Here is a 20721-nt window from a genome sequence, read left to right as displayed (position 1 = left end):
CGTAGCAGACCCTTACGTAGCCGACCCCTACGTAGCCGACCCCGCACCTTGAAGGCACTGATCTCACTGGCGACCACCCTCGGCTTGGCGCTCACTCTGCTGGCAGGCGCCGCCCCGCCGGCGGCCGCCGCCGACCTGCTGTCCCAGGGCAAGCCCGCGACCGCCTCGTCCACCGAGAACACGTCAACTCCCGCGTCGGCGGCGCTGGACGGCAACACCGGCACGCGCTGGTCGAGCACGTTCAGCGATCCGCAGTGGCTGAGAGTGGATCTGGGCTCCACCGCCGCCATCAGCCAGGTCGTGCTGCGCTGGGAGACCGGGTACGCCCGCGCGTTCCAGATCCAGACCTCCGACAACGGCACCGACTGGACCTCCGTCTACTCGACCACGACGGGCACCGGCGGCGAGCAGACCCTCGACGTGAGCGGCAACGGCCGGTACGTCCGCATCCTCGGCACCCAGCGCGGCACCGCCTACGGCTATTCGCTGTGGGAGTTCCAGGTGTACGGCTCCGGTGGCGGGAACCCTCCGGGCAACGGTATCCCGAACCCGACGACCGCTTCCCTCGAAGCCACGAACGGGCCGCTGCCCACCGCGAGTTACACCGTTCCCAGGCCGAGCGGGTACGGCTCGGGCACGATCACGTAGCCGACGGCCGGTGGCTCGTACCCCAGCATCGTGCTGATGCCCGGCTATCAGGGCACACAGCAGAACCTGCAGTGGCTCGCACCCCGCCTCGCCTCCTGGGGCTTCGTCGTCGTCAACGTCGGAACCAATACGCTCACCGACGACCCCGAATCACGCGGCCGCCAGATCAGCGCCGCAGGCACCCAGCTGCTCGCGCTCGGCAACGCCACCGGCAACCCGATCTCGGGGAAGGTCAACGGCACGCTGGGCGCGGCCGGTCACTCGATGGGCGGCGGTGGCGTCATGGCGGCCCTCCGGGACGACCCGCGCTTCCGGGCGGGTGCACCCACCGCCCCCTACCACCCGAACGGAAACTTCTCGGGAGTCACCGAGCCCACGTTCTTCCTGACCTGCAAGAGCGACCCCGTCGCCCACGGCGACACCTACGCGGTGCCCTGGTACAACTCCATGTCGCAGGCCGAGAAGCTCTACATCGAGGTCCCTGGCGACCACCTGTGCCCGATGACGGGCTACGGCAACAAGGCGAAGCAGGGCAAGTGGCTCGTGTCGTTCTTCAGCCTCTGGCTGCGCTCCGACACCCGCTTCGGCCAGTTCCTGTGCGGTCCCGCTCGTGACGCCGACAAGAACAACACCTCCCTGGTCACACGCTGGATGGACACCTGCCAGTTCTGACCGGCTCGCTCGGAGCGCTCCGCGACCGGCCACGGAGCGCTCCGATCACCCGATCACCCCGTCGAACACAGCGGTGCTGGATGGCCCGGCTCCGTTTCTCCGTGCACACCCCTTGTTCCCGACCGCGGAATGTAACTACCGTCACACCACTGCCCGTTGAGTCGATACGTATCGACGGCGCCGCACCGCCGCACCACCGCGCACCGCTCCGCTCCGCCGAGGCAGAGGAGGTACCGCACATGGTGACCAGCCGCGACGTGGCCCGCCTCGCAGGGGTCTCGCAGAGCACCGTCTCGTACGTGATGAGCGGGCAGCGCTCGATCTCCCCCGAGACCCGGCGCCGAGTGGAGGAGGCGATGGCCGCACTGCGCTTTCGGCCCCATGCCGGCGCCCGGGCCCTCGCCAGCCGCCGCAGCCGGGTCGTCGGCCTGATGGTGCCGTTCTCGCCCGGGGCCGACACCACCGGTGTGCTGCCGTTCATCGAGACCATCGCCCGGTGCGCCCGCGAGCGGGACCACAACGTGCTCCTGGCCACGGAGGACGAGGGGGCGGGGGCGCTGGAGCGCCTGGCCGGGGGTGCACTGTGCGACGCGCTGGTACTGATGGACATCGAGGCGAAGGACCCGCGCACCGCGGTGGCGGCCGGGCTCGAACTGCCGGTGATCCTGATCGGCGTTCCCGAGGACACCGGCCAACTCACTTGCGTGGACCTGGATTTCGAGCAGGCCGGACGCCTCGCGGTGGACGAGCTCGCCGCCTGCGGGCACCGGCGCATCGTCGAGCTCGGGTATCCGCGGGCGCTGGTCCGCCGCGACGTCAACTTCGTGCGCCGCTTCGGGCGCGGCGCCCTGGCCGCCGCCCGGCGGCACGGCATCCCGTACACCCGGGTCACCCCCGAGGACGCGGGGCGCACGGCGGTCGACGCCGCCCTGGCCGAGGCCCTGGCCTTGGCCGACGGCACGGACGATCTCGGCCTGGTCGTACCCGAGGGACGGATCGTGCCCGCGGTCCTCGCCCGTCTCGCGGAGAGCGGCCTCACCCCCGGCCGCGACCTCTCCGTGCTCGCCGTGTGCACCGACGACGCGGCGGAGGCGACCCACCCCCCGGTCAGCAACATCTCGACGGAGCCGCGCACGGTGTCGCGCACCGCGATGGACGCCCTCTTCCGACTCCTGGAGGACGGCCCCGAACCAGCCCGCGTCGGCCTCGTCCTCCCTCGCCTCACCCGGCGGCACACCACCGTGCCCCACCCGTACCCGCTGCCTTAGAGGCTGCCGCGCGCCGACCGCCCACGTACGCCCGTGTCGGCAGTCGGCGAGGCCCGCTCCACACACGGCGCCACCGATCGAACGACGAGACCGATGAGACCGATGAGAGAGAGCGACCGTGACTCAACGACGAGCACCCCGCGCCCCCTTCGGCAGAGCACGATGGCCGACCGCCCTGGCCCTCCTGACCCCGCTCATCCTTTCCGGGTGCGGCAACAACGGAGTCCGCAATGACGCCCACACGCTGCGCGCCATGGACTACTACGTGGACGAGCCGCACAAGACCATCTACAACGAGACTCTCAAGGAGTGCGGCCGGCGCAGCGGAGTCGACGTCGAGCTCGAACATGTGCCGGGCCCCTCGCTGATACCCAAGACCTTGCAGCAGGCCGCCTCGAAGACGCTGCCCGATCTGCTGATGCTGGACAATCCCGACCTCAAGCAGATCGCCGCCACCGGAGCCCTCCACCCGCTCGGCGACTTCGACCTGAACACCCGCGGCTACACGAAGGGGGCGGTGGACGCCTCCACCTACCGGGGCAAGCGGTACATGCTGCAGCCCGCGGCCAACACCCTGGCCCTGTTCTACAACCGGGACGTGCTCGCTGATGCGGGGGTGCGACCGCCCACCACCTGGTCCGAACTCAGGGTGGCGGCCAAGAAGTTGACGAAGGGGGACCGCTACGGGATCGCCTTCAGCGCACCCGCCAGCTACGAGGGAACCTGGCAGTTCCTGCCGTTCATGTGGACCAATGGCGGCGACGAACGCACCCTTGCCTCCCGGCGCAACGCCGAGGCTCTGCAGCTGTGGGTGGACCTGGTCGACGACGGCTCCGCGTCCCGCTCGGTGACCAACTGGCCCCAGACCGATGTGGCCGACCAGTTCAAGGCGGGCAAGGCCGCGATGATGGTGAACGGGCCCTGGCAGATCCCCGCCCTGAAGGAGGCCAAGGGTCTCCACTACGCCGTCACCGAGATCCCCACTCCCCGGGCCGGCCGCACTCCCGTGGTGCCCCTGGGGGGCGAGGGCTGGTCGCTGCCGCGTTCCGGGAACCCCGAGCGGGAGGCGAAGGCGGCCGAAGTGCTCGCCTGCGTCAACTCCGACGCCATGCAGCTCTCGCTCTCGGTGCGGCGCCAGATGGTGCCGACGAAGACGGCGCTGATGGGTCGGTTCGCCAAGGCGCACCCGAACATGCGGGAGTTCACCCAATTGGTGCGCGGCACCCGGGCGCGCACCGGCGAGTTGGGCCAGGCCTGGCCCGCCACCGCCACCAGGATCGCGAACGCCATCCAGACCGCCCTGACCCACGGTGCGAGCCCGCGGCAGGCACTGCGGGAGGCCGAGCATGACTGAGCTGACGGAGACTTTCGCGCCGCCGCGCTGGTGGCAGACCCAGCGCGGCCGAGAGCGCCTGTTCCACCTGCTGTTCCTGCTGCCCGCCGTCAGCTACCTGGTGGCGTTCTTCGGTTACCCCGTGGTGCAGAACCTGCTGATGGGTTTCGAGAAGTACGGCATCTCCACCTTCTACACCGGCAGGGCGCCCTGGGTCGGCTGGGACAACTACGCCGCGGTGGTCTCCTCCACCGTCTTCAGCAGGGCAGCGCTCAACACGGCGCTGTTCACGGTGGGTTCGATCCTGGCGCAGTTCGCCATCGGCCTGGCGATCGCCCTCTACTTCCGGAGGCACTTCCCGCTCGGCGGCATGCTGCGTGCACTGCTGCTCCTGCCCTGGCTGGTGCCGGTGATCGTCTCGGGCACGGTGTGGCGCTGGATCCTCGACCAGGACAGCGGCGTCCTCAACCGCGTCCTCGGCAATCTGGGGCTCGGCACTCCCGGCTGGCTCACCGACACCTCCCTCGCACTGCTCTCGGTGATCATGGTCAACATCTGGCTCGGCATCCCGTTCAACGTGGCCCTGCTCCACAGCGGTCTTCAGGAAATCCCCCGGGAGTTGTACGAGGCCGCCTCGATCGACGGGGCCACCGGGCGGCGCGCCTTTCGGCATGTGACGTGGCCGCTGCTGCGCCCGGTGGTGACCGTGGTGCTCGTCCTCGGTGTCGTCTACACGCTCAAGGTCATCGATCTCATCCTCGGCGTGACCGGCGGCGGACCCGCGAACTCCTCGCAGACCCTGGCCACGCAGTCCTACCAACTGTCCTTCCGTACCTTCGACTTCGGGCAGGGCGCGGCGCTCGGCAACATCCTCATCGCCGTCTCGCTGGTCTTCGCCCTCCTCTATCTGCGCGCCAACCGGCGCGCCCTCGACGAGTGAGGCCGCGATGCCCCCGACGACCACCGCCCCGCCCACCGCATCCGTACGGCACGCACCCGCCCCGCCCCCGGTACGACCCAAGCACCCGCTCGGCCCGTGGGGCCACACGGTGTGCGCCGTGCTGATCGTGGCCGTGATGCTCTTCCCCGTGTACTGGATGGTGAACGTCTCGCTGCAACCCCGGGGCTCCACCATCACCACCCCGCTGATCCCGACCTCGCTGCACTTCGACGGCTACGCCAGGGCCCTGCACGATCAGGGCCGCAACCTGCTGACGAGCCTGATCGTGTCTGTGGCGAGCGTGGCCTTCAGCCTGCTGGTGGCCGCCCCCGCGGCGTATGCGCTGGCGCAGCTCAGGGCGCGCTGGGCGGCGCCGGTGCTGCTCGCGATCCTGTTCAGCCAGATGATCCCGGGCATCGTCGTCGCCAATGCCCTGTTCAGCACGTACAACCAGCTCGGCGCGCTCAACTCGATCGGCGGCCTCATCCTGGCCGACTCCACCCACGGCGTCCCCTTCGCCATCCTCATCCTGCGGGCGTTCATGAGCAACGTCCCGTCGTCGCTGGTGGAGGCGGCCCGGGTGGACGGAGCCGGGCGGATACGGGCCTTCTGCTCCATCGTGCTGCCGGTCAGCCGCAACGCACTGATCACCGCGGGCCTCTTCACGTTCCTGTTCACGTGGAGCGACTTCCTGTTCGCGCTGACACTGACCACGACCGAGGACATCCGGCCGGTCACGCTGGGCCTGTACGAGTACCTGGGCGCGCATGTCGCCGACTGGAACACCGTGATGGCCACCGCCACGCTCTCCTCGATCCCCGCCCTGATCCTGCTGGTCGCGGCACAGCGCTACATCGCCGCGGGGGTGGGCTCGGGCGCGCTCAAGTGACCCGCCACGACCTCCCGTACACCTCGTACACCCCATCTGGAAGGGACCCCTCGATGACCGTGACCACGACCCCCTTGCGTGTGACCGTCTGGGGCGAGAACCGCCACGAGAAGCTCGAAGAGCACGTCGCGAAGATCTACCCGGAGGGCATGCACACCACCATCGCCCAGGGCATCGAGGAGAACCTGGGCGGGGCCGTCGCGCTGCGCACCGCCACGCTGGACGATCCCGAACACGGCCTGACGGACGAGGTGTTGGCCGCGACCGACGTCCTGACCTGGTGGGGGCACGCCGCCCATGGCGAGGTCAGTGACGAGGTCGTGGCACGGGTGCACCGGCACGTACTGTCCGGGATGGGCCTGGTGGTGCTGCACTCCGGCCACTGGTCGAAGATCTTCGTCAAGCTGATGGGGACCAGCTGCACACTGCGCTGGCGCAGCGAACGGGACCGTGAGCTGGTGTGGACGGTGGACCCGACGCACCCCATCGCCGAGGGCGTCCCGCATCCGCTGATCATCGACCAGCAGGAGATGTACGGGGAGTTCTTCGACATTCCCACGCCCGACGAGCTGGTCTTCGTCAGCTCCTTCTCCGGCGGCGAGGTCTTCCGCAGCGGCTGCACCTTCCGCCGCGGCCACGGCAAGATCTTCTATTTCAGCCCGGGTGACCAGGACTTTCCCGTCTACCACCACAAGGACGTCCGCAAGGTGATCGCCAATGGGGTGCGGTGGGCACGCGCGGACCGGCTCGATCGCCGGATGCCCGAGCTCCTGCGGTACGAGACCGGCGAGTTCTCCAAGGGCGGCGCCTACCAGGGGCCGCTGCGATGAGCCACGCGACGATCGACTGCGGAACGCATGCCCCGCTGCGGGTACTTGTGGTCGGCGCGGGGCCGATGGGCCGCACCTGGCTGAAGGCGGTCAGCGCGTCCGACGAGGCGGACCTGGTGGGCCTTGTCGACCTGGATGTCGACGCCGCCCGACATGCCGCGGCCCAGCTCGGCCGCCCCGAACTACCCACCGGGGACGACCTGTTGGAGCTTGCGGCCCGCACCGACGCGCAGGCCGTCGTCAATGTGACGCCCCCGGCCGCGCACCACCAGGTCACCACGACGGCACTGTTCGCCGGTCTGCCGGTGCTCGGCGAGAAGCCCATGGCCGCCACCCTGGCGCAGGCCCTGGCGCTGGCCGCGGCGGCGGAGGTCAGCGGCCGGCTGTTCATGGTGAGCCAGTCGCGCCGTTGGAACCCCCAACTGTTCCATCTACGGGACATGGTCGCGCAGTTGGGCGCCATAGGAACGCTCACCACCGAGTTCTACAAGGCGCCGCGCTTCAGCGGATTCCGCGAGGAGATGCCCCACCCGCTCCTGGTCGACATGGCGATCCACGCCTTCGACTCGGCGCGCTTCCTCCTGGCCACCGAGCCGGTGTCGGTGTACTGCGAGGCGTTCAATCCGCCGTGGAGTTGGTACCGAGGGGACGCCAGCGCGTGCGCCACCTTCGAGATGGCGGGCGGAACGCGCTACCTCTACCACGGCAGTTGGTGCGCACCGGGCGCCGAGACCTCCTGGAACGGCTCCTGGCGTGCGAGTGGCGAGCACGGCACCGCGCGGTGGGACGGCGAGAGCACGCCGGCCCTCGACATCAACGGCCCGGCGAAACCCCTGGACGCCCATACCGGCCCCTCGGACATCGCCGGAGCGCTGCACGCCTTCGTGGGAGCCCTGCGTACCGGCAGGACGCCGATGGGCGAAGCGCACGAGAACGCGATGAGCCTGGCGATGGTCGAAGCCGCGGTCGAGTCGGCACGCACCGGACGGCGCGTGTCCTTCGCCGCGGTACTGGAGCAGGCGCACGCGCAGGCGTTGACGGATGAGCGACGGCCCCAGGTACGTGCGGCACTGGAACGTCCGGTCGGAAGTCGAGCCTGCGCGGGATCGCGAGATGGGGAGCACTCCCCCACCACTGGGGCGGTCGCTCGCGGCCCCGCTACGAGAGATGGCGGGTGAAGAAGGTCCCGACCCGGCGCCGCACCTGAGCCAGTGTCACCGCCGGGTCGCCGGTGCCGACGAGCGCCGCCCGCGCCGTCGCGGTCATCAGCCCGCTGGTCTGGAGCTGCGGGACGAGCGGACCGTAGTCGGTGAACGCCCAGTGGTTCGCGTCGGCGAGGAGCGCACGGCGGCCGCGAAGGTTCACCCAGGAGGACTCGATACGGGGTGCGCCCTCGAACCTTTCGGTGCGGAACAGCAGCAGCGGCCGGTCGACTTCCACCGGCGTCGGGTACAGGTCGAGATAGCCCTCCAGGTTCGCCACCGCGCCGACCCGGCGATCACCGCGGGCCGCGTAGACCGCCGCCGTGCCGCCCGCCGAGTGCCCGTACAACCCGATCCGGCAGGAGTCCATGACCGGGGCGAGCGGCAGGCCGCCGAGCCGGTCCAGGACCAGGCGGAGGTCCGCGATCCGCGTGTCCACCATCGTGCGGAAGGTCGCCGGGTCCGGCGGTCCGGTCAGGACGGTGGTCCTCATCCCGGTCGGCAGCTCCACCTGGGAAGCGTCGCCGGGGTGGTCGACGAGGACGACCACCCGGCCGTGGCTCGCCAGGTCCTCGGCGAGGCTCGTGCCGAGCGTGCGGGAGTCGCCGCCGCCCGGTGAGTACACCAGCACCGGTCGCCGCCCGGGCAGCGGCGGCGCACCCACGTACCCGTGCGTGAGGACCGCGCCCCAGTCCACCGCTCCCGGCTCCGGCAGCCCCGGGTGGATGTGTGGCGCGTACTCGGCGAACACCGCGGCCTCGTCCGGGGTGAGCTGCGGGGCCCGGGCGCAGCCGCGTACCGATCGGGCCGGGTACAGGACGGTCAGCATCACCTCCCGCACGCCGCCCACCCATGGGTCGGTACGGGCAGGATCCGTCAGATGGACCGTCCGCATGCCTACGGGGTACGGGCCGGTTGGCGCGGGCAGCCGGAGGAACGGGCCGCCATCGGTGGCGGTCGCAGGCGTGGGCAGCAGGGCGGCGGCACTCCCGAATAGGGTGCCTTTCAGAAGCGTGCGTCGAGAAGTCATACGCACACCCTTGGGGCGGGGCCGTCACGACGCGAAGGTTCAGGCCCTGGCCGAAAGGCTGGCTCAGGACGAGGAGTTGTGCGGGTGCTGCGAATCCACTTCACCGCGCAGGACTTCGCCCGGATCCGCTTCGCGCCCCGTCCGGCACCGCTCCAGGAGTTGCACGCCGCCCTGACGACAGCCGTGGCCCACCATGGCGGGCCGCTGTTCGCACCGTGGCGCGGCCGCGTCCTGCGCTCTCTCCCGGCTGCGACCGAGGCGCTCGCCGACCTGGTTCCCGCGGGCCGCCCGCCCTCCTTCCTCGACGTCCTCGGCGACACCATGGCCGACGGCTTCGAACAGATCCGTGCCACACGCCCCGACCTTGTCCGCTCGGAACTGGAGCGTGTCTACGGGACGGTGCCCGCGCCTCGCTGGATCCGCGGCCTGCACGCCGGCGACGAGACGGCCTGGCGCACCGTGCACCGCGCCCAGCGGGCCGCGTACGAGACGGTCCTCGCCCCGGTCTGGTCCGTCGTCCAGGATCTGCACCGTGAGGAGTTCACCCGCTACGCCCTGGCCGTCGCCGAGCACGGCGTGGCCGCCACGCTGACCGGCCTGGCCCCGGGCGGCCGACTCCACGAGGGTGTGTGGGAATGGCCCGACGCGGCGCCTGCCCGCGATGTCCGCCTCGATGGGCGCGGCCTGGTTCTGCTGCCGACCTTCCACCACCCTGCGGGCCCACTTCTTCAGGACGCCCCGAGCCGTCCCGCGGTCCTGACGTATCCCGCCGGTCCCGGGCTGCCACCCACCCCGGAGCGACGCGTCGAAGCCCTGGCCACCGTCCTGGGCCGCACCCGGCTCGACGCCCTGCGCCTCCTCGCCGAGCCGCACACCACAACCTCCCTGGCATGCGCCCTCAACGTCAGCAACGCGACAGCCTCATCGCATGCGACGGCGCTCAGATCGGCAGGAATGGCGACAACGACCCGCACGGGCCGCGCGGTCATCCACCAGCGCACGGCTCTCGGCACACTGATCGCGGGTGGCGGGGCGCCGTAGTCCGCCAAGGACCCCCGTCGCCCCACGCCGACCTTCCTCATGCCCCGCACTGACGCGCGACGCCCGCCTCGGTGCACCGAGGCGGGCGTCGCGGAGTCAAACAGCTCAGGCGGGGGTGATGTTCTCCGCCTGCGGGCCCTTCTGGCCCTGGGTGATGTCGAAGTTCACCTTCTGGCCTTCCTGGAGCTCACGGAAGCCGGAGGCGTTGATGTTCGAGTAGTGGGCGAAGACGTCCGGGCCGCCGCCGTCCTGCTCGATGAAGCCGAAGCCCTTTTCCGCGTTGAACCACTTGACAGTTCCGCTGGCCATTTGTCCTCCAAGGGGACTCGTAGTCGGTTCCCGCACCCTGCGGGAACCGGAGGTGGTCGTCTTGGTCCTCAGAGACTCTGAACAGCAAGTTGCCCGTGAACTCGCGTCCACGGGCGGTACTTCGGAACCACGACTGCTGACTCGAACGCTACACGGCTCAGTGCCATGGAAGCTACGGACACGAGACATGTCCTGCCCGCAACTTCGACAACCGCGACCGAAACAGGCCCTGCTGGGGCTATCCAGCCGGGTGAATCAGTGCGCCGAGACACCCGGCGGTCGGACAGTTCACCTGATGGCATAACCGCAGAAATGCCAACCAACGGAGTGATACGGCCGGCGTGGGCGACGGCTCTGCGCCTCTTTCCATGCCGGAAACAAGCCGCTACTCTTTCCGTCATGGAAACTAACGGGGTACGACCGACGCCGGAGCAGGCCCGTTCCGCCCTGGCCGACACCGAGCACATCCGGACCTCGGCCGCGGCACTGTCGGCCACACCATGGCCGAACTGGTTCTTCATCACGCTGACGCTCTACATTGCCGCGCTCCCGATCATCTACGGGGGCGTCGTGGCCGACTCGGACTGGCTGCTGCCGGGCCCCGCCTGGGTAGGCATCATGCTGGCGGTCACCGCGGCGTACGGGGTGCTCCTCGCCGTCGCGGCCAAGGGGTGGCGCAACAGGACCGGGGTGGCGCTGCGGTTGGACGTGCTGCCGAAGCGGGTGACCGTGCCGCTCCTGGTGGGTCTGCCCGTGCTGGTGGTGGGGGCGGCATTCGCGTTCCGCGTCACGGGCCGGCCGGTGTGGCTGATCGCGGCCTCGCTGGTCAGTGCCGCCGTGTCCGTCGGCTGCCACCTGACCTTCGCACGTCTGCACCGGAAGACCTCGTGAGCGCCGAAACCCGCGACCTTCTGGAGGGTTTCGACACCACCATCCACGCCCCGAACCGGCTGCGCATCTGTGCCCTGCTCGACACCGCGGGCGAGGCGGAGTTCGGCCTGGTCCAAGAGCAACTCGACGTCTCCGCCTCCGTGCTGAGCAAGCACGTCACCGTACTGATGGACGCCGGCTACGTCGAGCAGCGCAAGGCCGTCCGCGACACCCGGCAGCGCGTGTGGCTCCGCCTGACCCCGCGAGGCCGGGATGCCTACCAGGGGCATCTGGCGGCGCTGCGGGCGATCGTGGGGCCGCCGGATCCGGCCCGCTGACCACAACCGGCCAGCCGAGGTCTTTCGTGGTCGGCCAGCGATGAGTTCGGCCGCCTCCGTCAGTCTGCATGTGTGTCATGCGGCCCGATGCCAACATGGCACCCCGCAACTACTACTTCACTACTACTTCCGGAGAGAAGCCGTTGTCCGACACCACCTGTCACATGTCGATCTCGCTCGACGGCTTCGCCGCCGGACCTGAGCAGAGCCGAGACAATCCGCTGGGCAAGCGCGGTCAAGAGTTGCACGGCTGGCATATCGGCGACCCGCGCGCGACCGAAGCCGACACGACGGCCAACAACTGGCTGATGCGCCCGCGCGGCGCCTACATCATGGGCCGAAACATGTTCGGGCCCATCCGAGGCGAGTGGAACGAGTCGTGGGACGGATGGTGGGGACCCGAGCCCCCATATCACGCCCCGGTCTTCGTGCTCACTCGCTACGCCCACGAACCGATCGAGATGAAGGGAGGGACCACCTTCCACTTCGTCACCGACGGCTTCGACGCCGCTTACGCGCAGGCGCTCGAAACCGCCGACGGCAAGGGCGTGGACATCGCCGGTGGCGCTTCGACGGTTCGACAGGCACTCAACGCCGGCGTGATCGATGAACTCGCCCTCGACATCGCACCCGTCCTGCTCGGCAGCGGCGAGAGCCTGTTCGACGGCGTCGAGACCTTCGACTTCGAGCCCGTCGAGGTGCTCCACTCACCGCTGACCACCCATATCCGCTACCGCAAACGCGACGACGCCGGCTGAGCAGCAACCGGGCCTTCGCGCGTCTCGATCGCGGATCCCCATCAGCACGGACCGAGCGGAACGGAAGGCGCGACTCAGGGGCGGCGGAGCCAGACGAATCTTGCTCCGCCGCCCTTGACCGCATCGGCGAGCGGAGGTTCAGAGACGGGCTCTTGACGGAGTGTTTTGTGCCGCTTCACGGCGATGCATTCAGCCGCTTCGCTTGACCTGGTGCGCCCAGCCGCTCCGTCGCGGACGCCCCGTCGGCTCCGAGCCGCTGTGTGATCCGGTCGAACAAGTCCGTCAGTGGCGCACCGACGTCCTGACCGAACTCGGTCAGCCCGTAGGTGACTTGGGGTGGCGTCGTCGGCTCGACCTTCCGCCAGACCAGATCGTCCTGGACCAGAGCGCGCAGGGTCTGAGCGAGCATCTTCTCGCTGATGCCCCGGATGCTGTCGCGCAGCTCGTAAAACCGAAGGTCGGTGCTCCGCAAGGAGATCAGGACCCAGATACCCCACCGGCTGGTCACGTGGTCGACCACGTCGCGCGCCGGGCAGTCGGTGTGAAACACCTCATACCGAGCGCCCGCCTCGACCTGCGTCAGCTGCACACCTTCCCCCATGTCTGGAGCTTACCTCCAGGTATGTTCTTACGGAAAGTAAGCCTGCCTCCTAGCGTCAATTGCCGCAGCGCACAACGGACTAGGAGCTGAACATGATCGTGGTGACCGGAGCTACCGGGAATGTGGGACGGCCTTTGACGCAGGCCCTGGCCGACTCGGGCGAGCAAGTGACGGCGGTGTCACGGCACGCGGCGGCCATGCCGGTCGGGGTCCGGCATGTGGCGGCCGACTTGGCCGATCCGCAGGACCTCACCCCCGCTTTGGAGGGGGCGAAGGCGCTGTTCCTCCTGCTGTCCGGCGACCTGCACGCCCCCGAAGCCAGGCCGGCCGACATCATCGACCTGGCCGTCGCCAGCGGAGTCCGCCGGGTCGTCCTGCTGTCTTCGCAGGGCGTGGCGACCAGGCCGCTCGGCCCGACGCGGGTCGCGATGCGCGCGGTGGAGGACTCGTTGAGAGAGTCCGGCCTGGAATGGGCCGTCCTACGACCGGGCGGCTTCGCCTCCAACGCCTTGGCGTGGGCGGAGTCCGTCCGCACGCAGGGGACGGTCGCCGCGCCCTTCGGTGACGTCGGGGTGCCGGTCGTCGACCCGGCGGACATTGCCGAAGTCGCGGCGGCCTGCTTGCTGGACGACCGGCACACCGGCGGAACATTCGAGCTGACCGGGCCCGAGGTGATCACGCCCCGTCAGCAGGCGGAGGCCATCGCCGCCGCGCTCGGCTCGCCGGTGCGGTTCCACGAACTCACCCGCGAGGAGGCCAAGGCCACGATGACCCGGTTCGTGCCGCCGGAGCTCGCCGACGACACCCTGGACATCATCTCCGCCCCGAACTCCGCCGAACTGCGGATCAGTTCGGACGTGGAACGAGTCCTCGGTCGCGCTCCGCGCCCCTTCAACGACTGGGTCGCCCGCAACATCGCCGCTTTCCGCTGAGGCACAACTCAGCTGAAGCGCACGGGGTTGCCTACGGGACGTCACCGCCCACCACCACGCCGGTGAAGTTGTAGAAGGTGCCGTCGTGGAGCGTCACGCAGAGCACACTGATCAGCCGGCAGCGCCGTCGTCAACCTTGAAGTCCATGCTGACCTGGCCGTTGACGACCGACTTCGCGGTGACCCGCACGCCGTACTGCTTCCCCTCCGACGCCAACTGGCAGCGAATGACGGCACCCACCTTGGCCGGGAGGTCCTCGGGGCAGGTGAAGGCGTCGGGCGCCTTGCCGACCTGCGCCGTCAGGGCGGCCTTGCCCTGACGGGCGACCTCTGCCCTGCTCACCGACTGGCCACCGGTGTCGGTGCCGGTGCTCGCCGCGTCGGTGGGCTCCGGATCCGCGGAGGCGCCGGCGCCCTCGGCTTCGTCGACCTTGAAGTCCATGTTGACCTTTTCGCCCGAGATCGACTTCGCGGTGACCGTCAGGCCGTGCTTCTTGCCGCTGTCGGTGAGTTCGCAGCGTACGGTCGCGCCCACCTCGGCCTTGAGGTCGTCCTCGCAGGTGATGTCGTCGGGCTCCCGGCCGACCTTCTTGCCCAGGGCCGTCGAGGCCTGCTTCGCCACCTCGTCCTTGCTCACTTCCTTCGAGCCCACGCTCGCCGAACAACCCGCCGCGAACGCCACCGCCAGCAGCGCCCCTGCTGCTCGCACGGCGATCCGGCTCCCGGTTGACTGCTGCATATGGACTCCTCCTAGGTCAAAAACTGATCACACCAAGCTCCGTGACGCGTAAAGTCGCCGCCCGGTTCCCGGTTTCGGCCACGATCTACGCCGCATCATCGAACAGCTCGCTACTCAGCAACGAATGGTGCGTATCCCGCCTGGACCTCGCGTACCTGGAGGTCGGAGAAGACCAGGGTCAGATCATGCGCGTTGGTCTCCATGCGTACCGCATGGAAGTCGATTCCAACGGCCTTCGACCAGCGTCGAGTTGTCTCCGACTCCGGGAGGAGTTTGGCTCCTGGGTACAGACCGTGCCACTTCACTCCCCAGACATATCCGTTGAGGTCAACACCGGTTTCGTGGTCGATGAGCCGGTCGTCCAAAGAGACCCGCCAGGTCTCGGTCGGCACTGACGTCACGCACCGCGCATCAACGCAGTACCTGAAGAGATATCGCAGGTGGGCCGGCGCGATACCGGTACGCGGATCAGCCGTCGCGTAGACGATGACCTCGTAGTCGCGCATGTAGTTGGTGTATCCGTGGTGCACGACAGCGTGATCGAAGCTCTCGTCCAGCATCTGTTCAAGCACGGCGGTGTCCATCCCGCCCTTCTACCTCACCCGGCGGGGTTGAGGAGATCGACGTGCGACCCGGGCGCCATCTGAGGCTGATGCTTGGACGGCAACGACCGGCTGGCCGAGAGTACGCGGACGGGTCCATACCGTTCCGCAACGACGAGTAGTTGGGACGGCTCCGGGAGGGAGAACTCGACGCCGGGGTCGTGCGCCATCCCTCCGACACGGTGGGTCTCGAAACCGGCCCCGTCGCCCGACGAGAGCTGGGCGTGTTCCTAATCGAAGGGGCTCGCAGAGGCGGGGCACCGCTTCGAGCCCTCGGTCCTCGCAGGCCGGCGGGTGCTGTTGGCCGAGACGGTTCCGCAGGTCGAGGCACCCCGGCTGCTCAGGTGGGGACGGGCTCCAGGCCGGCGTCGTCAAAGGGCGGATAGCTCTCGCTGCCCATCCGCTCGGCCTCGTCGATGTAGACGGCAAGAGCGTCGCGGGATTGAGCGAGCCTGTCCATCTGATCGTCCAGTCGCTGTAACCGTGACCGCATCGCGGCCAACAACTCGGAACAACCGGGCAGTTCCGGGGCTTCTCCAACCGCACAGGGCAGCAGGTACGCAATGTCCTCGGAGGACAATCCGGCACCGAGCAGGTGCCGGATCTGCTTCACCCGCAGCACGGCGTTCTCGTCGTACTCGCGGTATCCGTTCGCGCGGCGGTCTGCCTCCAGCAAGCCCTGGGCCTCGTAGTAACGCAATTGATGGGCGTTGACGCCCGTCCGACGACCCAGTTCCCCGATCCGCATCAAAACCTCGCTTGACCTTCACACCGGTATGAACGTTGACGATGGTGCCATGAACAACAAAACCGCTACACCCGTGACAGTCATCGGACTTGGACGGATGGGCCAGGCACTCGCCGGCGCGTTCCTGAAGGCCGGGCATCCCACAACCGTGTGGAACCGAACGACCTCCAAGGCCGACCAGTTGGTGGTCGAGGGAGCGCGGCTGGCGCCGACGGTTGGTGACGCGCTCAAGGCAAGTTCCCTGACGGTCATCTGCGTCACCGATTACAAGGCCATGCACGAGTTGCTCGGCGCGAACGACATCGAGCTCGACGGCTCGATGTTGATCAACCTGACCTCGGGCGACTCGGCCCAGGCCCGGGAGGCCGCCCAGTGGGCCGAGCAACGCGGCGCGCGTTACCTGGACGGCGCCATCATGGCCATCCCGTCGGCCATCGGGACCGCCGAGGCGGTGATTCTGCACAGCGGGCCGCAGTCGGACTTCGAGGCACACAGGTCAACTCTCGACGCGCTCGGCACCGTCACCCACCTTGGAACGGATCATGGGCTGGCGTCTCTGTACGACGTGGCCGGCCTGGCCATGATGTGGAGTGTGCTCAACGCCTGGCTCCAGGGCACTGCCCTGCTGAGGACGGCCGGTGTTGACGCCGCAACGTACGCGCCGTTTGCGCAGCAAATCGCTGCCGGTGTGGCCGAGTGGCTGCCTGGCTACGCCAAGCAGATCGACAACGGCTCCTTCCCGGCCGAGGTGTCGGACCTGGAGACGGAGGTGCGGTCGATGGCGCACTTGATCGAGGAGAGCGAGGCGGTGGGCGTCAACGCCGAACTGCCGAAGCTGATCAAGGCGATGGCCGACCGTTCGATCGCCGCCGGACACGGTGGAGAGCAGTATCCCGTGCTGATCGAAGAGTTCGGCGCTGGGAGATGACGGCCTGCGAGGTATGGAGGGTGGCTGCGAGCAAGTGGACGGCCTTGCCAGTGTCGGTGCGTGAGCCGCGCACAGCTTTGCCGTCGACGGCGAGACCGCGCAGGGGAGGGCGCCGGGTTCGTGAACGGGGTCGGTGGCGTATCGGCCGAGCCAGGCGCCGATGGCGTCTTCCAGGGCCTTGCCGTCCAGGCGGGCCAGAGGCGGCCCCAGGATCGTGATCTCACTCGTGAACGGCGCTTCTCCGCCTACCCAAGTTCACCGAGACGGAGGGCGTCCTCAATCTCGCTGAGCTTCGCAGAGGACAGGACGCCCGCCCGCTCGATCAGGTCGTCCCGGGACACGGTGGTCAGCCACGTGCAGGGGGTAAAGCCCGGGCGCGGGAACGCGAACCGCAGCACGCCTTCAATGGGCAGTCCTTCCATGGCGCCTACTTGCACTTCGACGCCCAGACCACTGATGTCGACGCCCGCAGGAGTGACGACCTGCATCGCCCGGATCCTGGACGCGTCGTCCGCCGCCAGCAGTACGACCAGCCGCCGCTCGTCGAACTCCACCCACCAGACTTCGCCACGTTGCACATGTCCTCCTGACTCAGGACGGCAGGCGGAACTGCGCGACCCTGACGCGTTGTGGAGACGGGTGCGGCCACCGTTGATCATCGTGAGTTGTATGGACTGACGAAGAGATGGTGGCCGCAGGTCACAGCATAGAACCCGCCCGTTGGCGGGACGCGTTCGAGGGCCTGATGGGCCTGATGGGCCGGATCGCGGGGCGCTTCGCCCGGATCGAACCCCGGCGCAGGACGGCGCGGTTGGTGCTCGGTCTATTGGCCGACCTGCCGCGCAAGAACTGTTGGACCATCGCCGAGTGGGCTGGCGAGACCGCTCCGGGCGGCATGCAGCACCTGTTGGGCAGGGCCAAGTGGGATGCCGATCAGGTCCTCCGCGACGACGTGTGCGCGTACGTGGTGGAGCACCTGCACGACGACCGGGCGGTGCTGGTCGTCGATGAGACCGGCGATGTGAAGAAGGGCACTGGCACGGTCGGCGTCCAGCGCCAATGCACCGGTACTGCCGGCCGGATGGAGAACTCCCAAGTCGCCGTCTACCTGGTCTACGCAGACAAGCGCGGCCACGCCGCAGTGGACCGGGAACTCTACGTTCCGCGCTCCTGGGCCTCCGGCCCCGACCGTTGCCGCGCCGCGGCCTTGCCGTGAAAAACACCTTCGCCACCAAGCCGGAGCCGGCCACTCGTATGGTCGCCCAGTTCCTGGACGCCGGCCTCCAGGCCGCATGGGTTGCCGGCGACGAGGTCCACGGCGGCAACCCGAAGCTGCGAACCGCCCGGGAGGAACGCGGTACCGGCTGCTACTTGCCCGCGCCCGTGCCGCTGACCGTGCTGGTCAGAGTCGCCGGATCAACATGGCGGGTGGAGGAGTTCTTCCAGTCGGGCAAGGGCCTGGCCGCACGCGACGAGCACCAGGTCCGCCGCGATACCTCCTGGTCCCGCTGGGTCACCCTCGTCGTCCGACCCGTCCACGACACAGCCCACCGGCTCGGCTGCTGCGCCGAAACCCCTCCAAGGAAGCGGAGTTGACGGTCCTGCAGCACGAGAACACGGTTCTCGGCCGCCGTCTTCCAGAGAGGCCCGAACGGGCCCAACCGCCTTGAAAGGGGAAGTATTCGGGAAGCCCATACGGTTGGATGACCCCATGAGCCCCGATAGCCGCCCCCTACAACTGAGGCCTGCACAACCCGCCGACGCCGAGGCGGTCGCCGATATCTGGTACCACGGATGGGGCGACGGCCACCGGGGCAACGTTCCCGACGCGCTGGTCGAGGCCCGCCCTCGGGACTCCTTCGATGAACGCGCCGCACAACGCGTCAAGGACACGGTCGTCGCTGTGGTGGACGGTCAGGTGGCGGGCTTCGTCATGGTGGCCGGCGACGAGGTCGAGCAGGTCTACGTCGGTGCCGCCCACCGTGGCACGGCCGTCGCCCCCGCCCTGCTGTCCGCCGCCGAGGACCGGGTCGCGACGGCCGGCCACCTGCGGGCCTGGCTCGCCGTCGTGGCCGGCAACGCCCGTGCCCGCCGCTTCTACGCACGCCACGGCTGGCAGGACGAGGGCCTCTTCGACCATCACGCACCCGGTCAGGACGGACCGGTACTGGTGCCGGCCCACCTGTATGTGAAGGATCTCTCCGGCGAGTGAGCGCTCACCAGGACGACCTCCAAAGTGCGCGGTCCGTGCGCGCCCTCGACCCGGTCGAGTTCGACGTCGCTGGCAGCGGCGACGGCGACCGCGCAGGCCGTGCCGAGCCCCTCGGCCCCGGACTCACTCGGAGCGCAGCCGCAGTCCCTGCATGCCGCCGTCCACGGCCAGGTCCGTGCCAGTGGTGGCGCCGGAACGCGGGCTCGCCAAGTAGGCAACCGCGTGGGCGACTTCGGCGGCGCTGACCAGGCGACCGCTGGGCTGGCGGGCAGCCAGGGCGGCGCGCTCTGCCTCGGGGTCGTCCGCGGCCGACAGGAGCCGGTTCACCCAGGGGGTGTCCGCCGTGCCGGGGTTCACGCAGGTGACTCGGATTCCCTCGCGCAGGTGGTCGGCCGCCATGGCGCGGGTCAGTGCCAGGACCGCACCCTTGCTCGCCGAGTAGAGGGCGCGCTGGGGCAGCCCGGCGGTCGCCGCGATGGAACACATGTTGACGATCGCCGCGTGTCCCTCCGCTCCGGCGGCCGCCTTGCGCAAGGCAGGCAGGGCCGCCGCTGTCACACGGGCGATGCCCACGACGTTGACATCGAGCACGCGGTGCCACTCGTCGGGGGCGTTGTCCTCCACTGTGCCCTGGGCGCCCATCCCGGCATTGTTGACCAGGACGTTCACTCCACCGAGGCGGTCGGTCACCGTGTCGATGGCCGTGCGGACAGCGGCGTCGTCCGTCACGTCGCAACGCACGTGCAGGAACGGCTCGTCCGACTCGGCCAGGTCGAGCACGGCCACTTCGGCGCCACGGGCGTCCAGTTCACGGGCCGTGGCCAGGCCGATCCCGGACGCGCCGCCGGTCACCACGGCGACGAGACCCGCATACTCGGAGGTGCGTGTCGCCGCAGTCATCGGTGTCCTCTTCTCGGTCATCGGGTTCCCTCCGCGGCCATGGTCTGGCGCTGCTTTCCGAGCCCTTCGCCCTCCAGCTCGACGACGTCCCCGGCCGCGAGGTAGGGGAAGCGTCCCGACAGGGCGACACCCTCGGGGGTGCCGGTCAGGATCAGGTCGCCGGGCTCCAGGGTCATGAACTGGCTGAGCCGGTAAAGGACTTCGGGCACGGAGAAGATCAGGTCCACGGTGCTGGAGTCCTGCCGCGGCTCGCCGCCCACCCGGCTGCGCAGCCGAACCGCCGCCGGGTCCAGTGCGTCGCCGGTGACCAGCCACGGTCCGACCGGCGTGAACGTCGGCGCGCACTTGCCCTTGGACCACTGGCCGCCCGAAGTGTGCAGCTGCAGCTCGCGCTCGGAGACATCGTTGACGAGGACGTAGCCGGCGATGTGGGCGGCGGCGTCGGCCGGTGAGTCGAGGTAGCTAGTGCGCTTGCCGATGACGACGCCGAGTTCGACCTCCCAGTCCGTCATGGTGCTGCCGCGCGGGATGGTGACCGGGTCGTCGGGGCCGACCACCGTGTTGGGGTGCTTGAGGAACACGACCGGCTCGGTGGGCGGTTCGGCGCCGGACTCGGCCGCGTGCTTGGCATAGTTCATGCCGACGCAGACGACCGCGGTGGGCCGGGTGATCGGCGGGCCGAAGCGCAGGCCCGCCGCGTCCGGGAGTTCCGGCAGGGTGGTCAGGTCGAGGGCGTTCAGGCCGTGTTCGAGGAACTCCGGTGTCACGTCCGGGGTCACACCGCGCAGATCGAGTACGCGGTCGCCGTCGAGGACGACGGGAATCTCCTGGCCGGGACGGCCGAGTCGGGCGATACGCATGATGTCTTCTTGATGCCTTCCGATGGCCTCCTGAACACTGTCCTTGCGGGCGCGTTCAAGAGGGCCTGTTCG

24 protein-coding genes and 1 pseudogene are annotated in these 20721 nt (G+C 69.2%); 16 read left to right on the top strand and 9 right to left on the bottom strand.

The annotated features are described in order from the left end of the window. The first annotated feature begins 48 nt into the window (after positions 1 to 48). The 8 genes from OKJ99_RS05235 (at position 49) to OKJ99_RS05200 (ending at position 7758) form a co-directional block, all read left to right on the top strand. Positions 49 to 648 carry a discoidin domain-containing protein gene (locus OKJ99_RS05235; protein ID WP_326014552.1) on the top strand — a complete coding sequence of 200 codons (600 nt, stop codon included), beginning with the start codon at positions 49 to 51 and terminating at the stop codon, positions 646 to 648. A 36-nt stretch (positions 649 to 684) separates the two neighbouring features. Continuing rightward, positions 685 to 1320: a poly(ethylene terephthalate) hydrolase family protein gene (locus OKJ99_RS05230; RefSeq protein ID WP_326014551.1), complete on the top strand. Its 636-nt coding sequence runs from the start codon at positions 685 to 687 to the stop codon at positions 1318 to 1320. Positions 1321 to 1559: 239 nt separating this feature from the next. Beyond that, positions 1560 to 2588, top strand: a complete 1029-nt coding sequence (locus OKJ99_RS05225; protein ID WP_326014550.1) for a LacI family DNA-binding transcriptional regulator — start codon at positions 1560 to 1562, stop codon at positions 2586 to 2588. Between the two features lie 118 nt (positions 2589 to 2706). After that, complete coding sequence (locus tag OKJ99_RS05220; RefSeq protein ID WP_326014549.1) at positions 2707 to 3942, top strand: sugar ABC transporter substrate-binding protein; 1236 nt, start codon at positions 2707 to 2709, stop codon at positions 3940 to 3942. Further along, positions 3935 to 4861: a carbohydrate ABC transporter permease gene (locus OKJ99_RS05215; protein WP_326014548.1), complete on the top strand. Its 927-nt coding sequence runs from the start codon at positions 3935 to 3937 to the stop codon at positions 4859 to 4861. The genes OKJ99_RS05220 and OKJ99_RS05215 overlap by 8 nt, the downstream gene beginning before the upstream one ends. A gap of 7 nt (positions 4862 to 4868) precedes the next feature. Continuing rightward, entirely contained in the window at positions 4869 to 5750 is an 882-nt protein-coding gene (locus OKJ99_RS05210; RefSeq protein WP_326014547.1) for a carbohydrate ABC transporter permease, read from the top strand. Positions 5751 to 5803: 53 nt separating this feature from the next. After that, positions 5804 to 6580 (top strand): ThuA domain-containing protein, encoded by a 777-nt coding sequence (locus OKJ99_RS05205; protein ID WP_326014546.1) that lies wholly within the window; start codon positions 5804 to 5806, stop codon positions 6578 to 6580. After that, complete coding sequence (locus OKJ99_RS05200) at positions 6577 to 7758, top strand: Gfo/Idh/MocA family protein (RefSeq protein ID WP_326014545.1); 1182 nt, start codon at positions 6577 to 6579, stop codon at positions 7756 to 7758. Before OKJ99_RS05205 ends, OKJ99_RS05200 begins: the two co-directional genes overlap by 4 nt. Here the strand turns inward: OKJ99_RS05200 and OKJ99_RS05195 are convergent. Then, positions 7739 to 8812, bottom strand: coding sequence for an alpha/beta hydrolase family protein (locus OKJ99_RS05195; protein ID WP_326014544.1), 1074 nt, complete (start codon positions 8810 to 8812; stop codon positions 7739 to 7741). The two genes, OKJ99_RS05200 and OKJ99_RS05195, sit on opposite strands and share 20 nt — an antisense overlap. An 84-nt stretch (positions 8813 to 8896) precedes the next feature. Here OKJ99_RS05195 and OKJ99_RS05190 point away from each other — a divergent pair, with 84 nt between their 5' ends. Next, entirely contained in the window at positions 8897 to 9853 is a 957-nt protein-coding gene (locus OKJ99_RS05190; protein ID WP_326014543.1) for an ArsR/SmtB family transcription factor, read from the top strand. Between the two features lie 105 nt (positions 9854 to 9958). Here the strand turns inward: OKJ99_RS05190 and OKJ99_RS05185 are convergent, their stop codons facing one another. Continuing rightward, on the bottom strand, positions 9959 to 10162 hold the full coding sequence (locus OKJ99_RS05185; RefSeq protein WP_098750155.1) for a cold-shock protein: 204 nt from the start codon (positions 10160 to 10162) through the stop codon (positions 9959 to 9961). Between the two features lie 399 nt (positions 10163 to 10561). On the opposite strand from OKJ99_RS05185, the gene OKJ99_RS05180 reads away from it, so the two are divergent. From OKJ99_RS05180 to OKJ99_RS05170, 3 genes are all read left to right on the top strand, one after another. Then, positions 10562 to 11053, top strand: a complete 492-nt coding sequence (locus OKJ99_RS05180) for a hypothetical protein (protein WP_326014542.1) — start codon at positions 10562 to 10564, stop codon at positions 11051 to 11053. After that, positions 11050 to 11370, top strand: a complete 321-nt coding sequence (locus OKJ99_RS05175; RefSeq protein WP_326014541.1) for a transcriptional regulator — start codon at positions 11050 to 11052, stop codon at positions 11368 to 11370. Before OKJ99_RS05180 ends, OKJ99_RS05175 begins: the two co-directional genes overlap by 4 nt. Positions 11371 to 11513: 143 nt before the next feature. Further along, complete coding sequence (locus tag OKJ99_RS05170) at positions 11514 to 12128, top strand: dihydrofolate reductase family protein (RefSeq protein WP_326014540.1); 615 nt, start codon at positions 11514 to 11516, stop codon at positions 12126 to 12128. 175 nt (positions 12129 to 12303) lie between these two features. Here the strand turns inward: OKJ99_RS05170 and OKJ99_RS05165 are convergent, their stop codons facing one another. Next, entirely contained in the window at positions 12304 to 12729 is a 426-nt protein-coding gene (locus tag OKJ99_RS05165; RefSeq protein ID WP_326014539.1) for a winged helix-turn-helix transcriptional regulator, read from the bottom strand. Between the two features lie 92 nt (positions 12730 to 12821). Here OKJ99_RS05165 and OKJ99_RS05160 point away from each other — a divergent pair, with 92 nt between their 5' ends. After that, positions 12822 to 13661, top strand: a complete 840-nt coding sequence (locus OKJ99_RS05160; protein ID WP_326014538.1) for an SDR family oxidoreductase — start codon at positions 12822 to 12824, stop codon at positions 13659 to 13661. 111 nt (positions 13662 to 13772) lie between these two features. Here OKJ99_RS05160 and OKJ99_RS05155 read toward each other — a convergent pair whose 3' ends face one another. The 3 genes from OKJ99_RS05155 to OKJ99_RS05145 form a co-directional block, all read right to left on the bottom strand. Further along, positions 13773 to 14399 carry a DUF4333 domain-containing protein gene (locus tag OKJ99_RS05155; RefSeq protein ID WP_326014537.1) on the bottom strand — a complete coding sequence of 209 codons (627 nt, stop codon included), beginning with the start codon at positions 14397 to 14399 and terminating at the stop codon, positions 13773 to 13775. A 110-nt stretch (positions 14400 to 14509) separates the two neighbouring features. Then, the gene (locus OKJ99_RS05150; protein ID WP_326014536.1) at positions 14510 to 14983 is read right to left on the bottom strand and encodes a YxiG-like protein; all 474 of its coding nucleotides are present in this window, start codon (positions 14981 to 14983) and stop codon (positions 14510 to 14512) included. A 358-nt stretch (positions 14984 to 15341) separates the two neighbouring features. Then, positions 15342 to 15749 (bottom strand): MerR family transcriptional regulator, encoded by a 408-nt coding sequence (locus OKJ99_RS05145; protein ID WP_326014535.1) that lies wholly within the window; start codon positions 15747 to 15749, stop codon positions 15342 to 15344. Positions 15750 to 15798: 49 nt separating this feature from the next. Between OKJ99_RS05145 and OKJ99_RS05140 the strand changes: the two genes are divergently transcribed. After that, positions 15799 to 16677: an NAD(P)-dependent oxidoreductase gene (locus OKJ99_RS05140; protein WP_326014534.1), complete on the top strand. Its 879-nt coding sequence runs from the start codon at positions 15799 to 15801 to the stop codon at positions 16675 to 16677. Between the two features lie 245 nt (positions 16678 to 16922). Here OKJ99_RS05140 and OKJ99_RS05135 read toward each other — a convergent pair whose 3' ends face one another. Beyond that, positions 16923 to 17255 carry a type II toxin-antitoxin system PemK/MazF family toxin gene (locus tag OKJ99_RS05135; RefSeq protein WP_326014533.1) on the bottom strand — a complete coding sequence of 111 codons (333 nt, stop codon included), beginning with the start codon at positions 17253 to 17255 and terminating at the stop codon, positions 16923 to 16925. 176 nt (positions 17256 to 17431) lie between these two features. Here OKJ99_RS05135 and OKJ99_RS05130 point away from each other — a divergent pair. Both OKJ99_RS05130 and OKJ99_RS05125 read left to right on the top strand, forming a co-directional pair. Further along, positions 17432 to 18204, top strand: a pseudogene (locus OKJ99_RS05130) (IS701 family transposase); the annotation flags it as partial. A 184-nt stretch (positions 18205 to 18388) separates the two neighbouring features. Then, positions 18389 to 18889: a GNAT family N-acetyltransferase gene (locus tag OKJ99_RS05125; RefSeq protein WP_326014532.1), complete on the top strand. Its 501-nt coding sequence runs from the start codon at positions 18389 to 18391 to the stop codon at positions 18887 to 18889. A 123-nt stretch (positions 18890 to 19012) separates the two neighbouring features. On the opposite strand, the gene OKJ99_RS05120 is transcribed toward OKJ99_RS05125, so the two are convergent. Continuing rightward, a complete protein-coding gene (locus tag OKJ99_RS05120; RefSeq protein WP_326014531.1) occupies positions 19013 to 19789 on the bottom strand; it encodes an SDR family NAD(P)-dependent oxidoreductase in 777 nt (258 codons plus the stop codon). 17 nt (positions 19790 to 19806) lie between these two features. Beyond that, positions 19807 to 20649 carry a fumarylacetoacetate hydrolase family protein gene (locus OKJ99_RS05115; protein ID WP_326014530.1) on the bottom strand — a complete coding sequence of 281 codons (843 nt, stop codon included), beginning with the start codon at positions 20647 to 20649 and terminating at the stop codon, positions 19807 to 19809. Between the last annotated feature and the right edge of the window lie 72 nt (positions 20650 to 20721).

The sequence above is a fragment of the Streptomyces endophyticus genome (assembly GCF_035798155.1).
GTDB classification, from domain to species: domain Bacteria; phylum Actinomycetota; class Actinomycetes; order Streptomycetales; family Streptomycetaceae; genus Streptomyces; species Streptomyces endophyticus.
Note: the sequence above shows the minus strand (reverse complement) of the source record. Positions and strands in the feature narration are given on the sequence as shown.

Excerpts from the sequence above, each read along its gene's own strand:
- OKJ99_RS05185 (WP_098750155.1), bottom strand. The coding sequence starts at position 10,162 with ATGGCCAGCGGAACTGTCAAGTGGTTCAACGCGGAAAAGGGCTTCGGC.
- OKJ99_RS05145 (WP_326014535.1), bottom strand. The coding sequence starts at position 15,749 with ATGCGGATCGGGGAACTGGGTCGTCGGACGGGCGTCAACGCCCATCAA.
- OKJ99_RS05165 (WP_326014539.1), bottom strand. The coding sequence starts at position 12,729 with ATGGGGGAAGGTGTGCAGCTGACGCAGGTCGAGGCGGGCGCTCGGTAT.
- OKJ99_RS05160 (WP_326014538.1), top strand. The coding sequence starts at position 12,822 with ATGATCGTGGTGACCGGAGCTACCGGGAATGTGGGACGGCCTTTGACG.
- OKJ99_RS05180 (WP_326014542.1), top strand. The coding sequence starts at position 10,562 with ATGGAAACTAACGGGGTACGACCGACGCCGGAGCAGGCCCGTTCCGCC.
- OKJ99_RS05195 (WP_326014544.1), bottom strand. The coding sequence starts at position 8,812 with ATGACTTCTCGACGCACGCTTCTGAAAGGCACCCTATTCGGGAGTGCC.
- OKJ99_RS05230 (WP_326014551.1), top strand. The coding sequence starts at position 685 with ATGCCCGGCTATCAGGGCACACAGCAGAACCTGCAGTGGCTCGCACCC.
- OKJ99_RS05150 (WP_326014536.1), bottom strand. The coding sequence starts at position 14,983 with ATGGACACCGCCGTGCTTGAACAGATGCTGGACGAGAGCTTCGATCAC.
- OKJ99_RS05210 (WP_326014547.1), top strand. The coding sequence starts at position 4,869 with ATGCCCCCGACGACCACCGCCCCGCCCACCGCATCCGTACGGCACGCA.
- OKJ99_RS05215 (WP_326014548.1), top strand. The coding sequence starts at position 3,935 with ATGACTGAGCTGACGGAGACTTTCGCGCCGCCGCGCTGGTGGCAGACC.
- OKJ99_RS05225 (WP_326014550.1), top strand. The coding sequence starts at position 1,560 with ATGGTGACCAGCCGCGACGTGGCCCGCCTCGCAGGGGTCTCGCAGAGC.
- OKJ99_RS05115 (WP_326014530.1), bottom strand. The coding sequence starts at position 20,649 with ATGCGTATCGCCCGACTCGGCCGTCCCGGCCAGGAGATTCCCGTCGTC.
- OKJ99_RS05125 (WP_326014532.1), top strand. The coding sequence starts at position 18,389 with ATGAGCCCCGATAGCCGCCCCCTACAACTGAGGCCTGCACAACCCGCC.
- OKJ99_RS05200 (WP_326014545.1), top strand. The coding sequence starts at position 6,577 with ATGAGCCACGCGACGATCGACTGCGGAACGCATGCCCCGCTGCGGGTA.
- OKJ99_RS05120 (WP_326014531.1), bottom strand. The coding sequence starts at position 19,789 with ATGACTGCGGCGACACGCACCTCCGAGTATGCGGGTCTCGTCGCCGTG.
- OKJ99_RS05140 (WP_326014534.1), top strand. The coding sequence starts at position 15,799 with ATGAACAACAAAACCGCTACACCCGTGACAGTCATCGGACTTGGACGG.
- OKJ99_RS05155 (WP_326014537.1), bottom strand. The coding sequence starts at position 14,399 with ATGCAGCAGTCAACCGGGAGCCGGATCGCCGTGCGAGCAGCAGGGGCG.
- OKJ99_RS05205 (WP_326014546.1), top strand. The coding sequence starts at position 5,804 with ATGACCGTGACCACGACCCCCTTGCGTGTGACCGTCTGGGGCGAGAAC.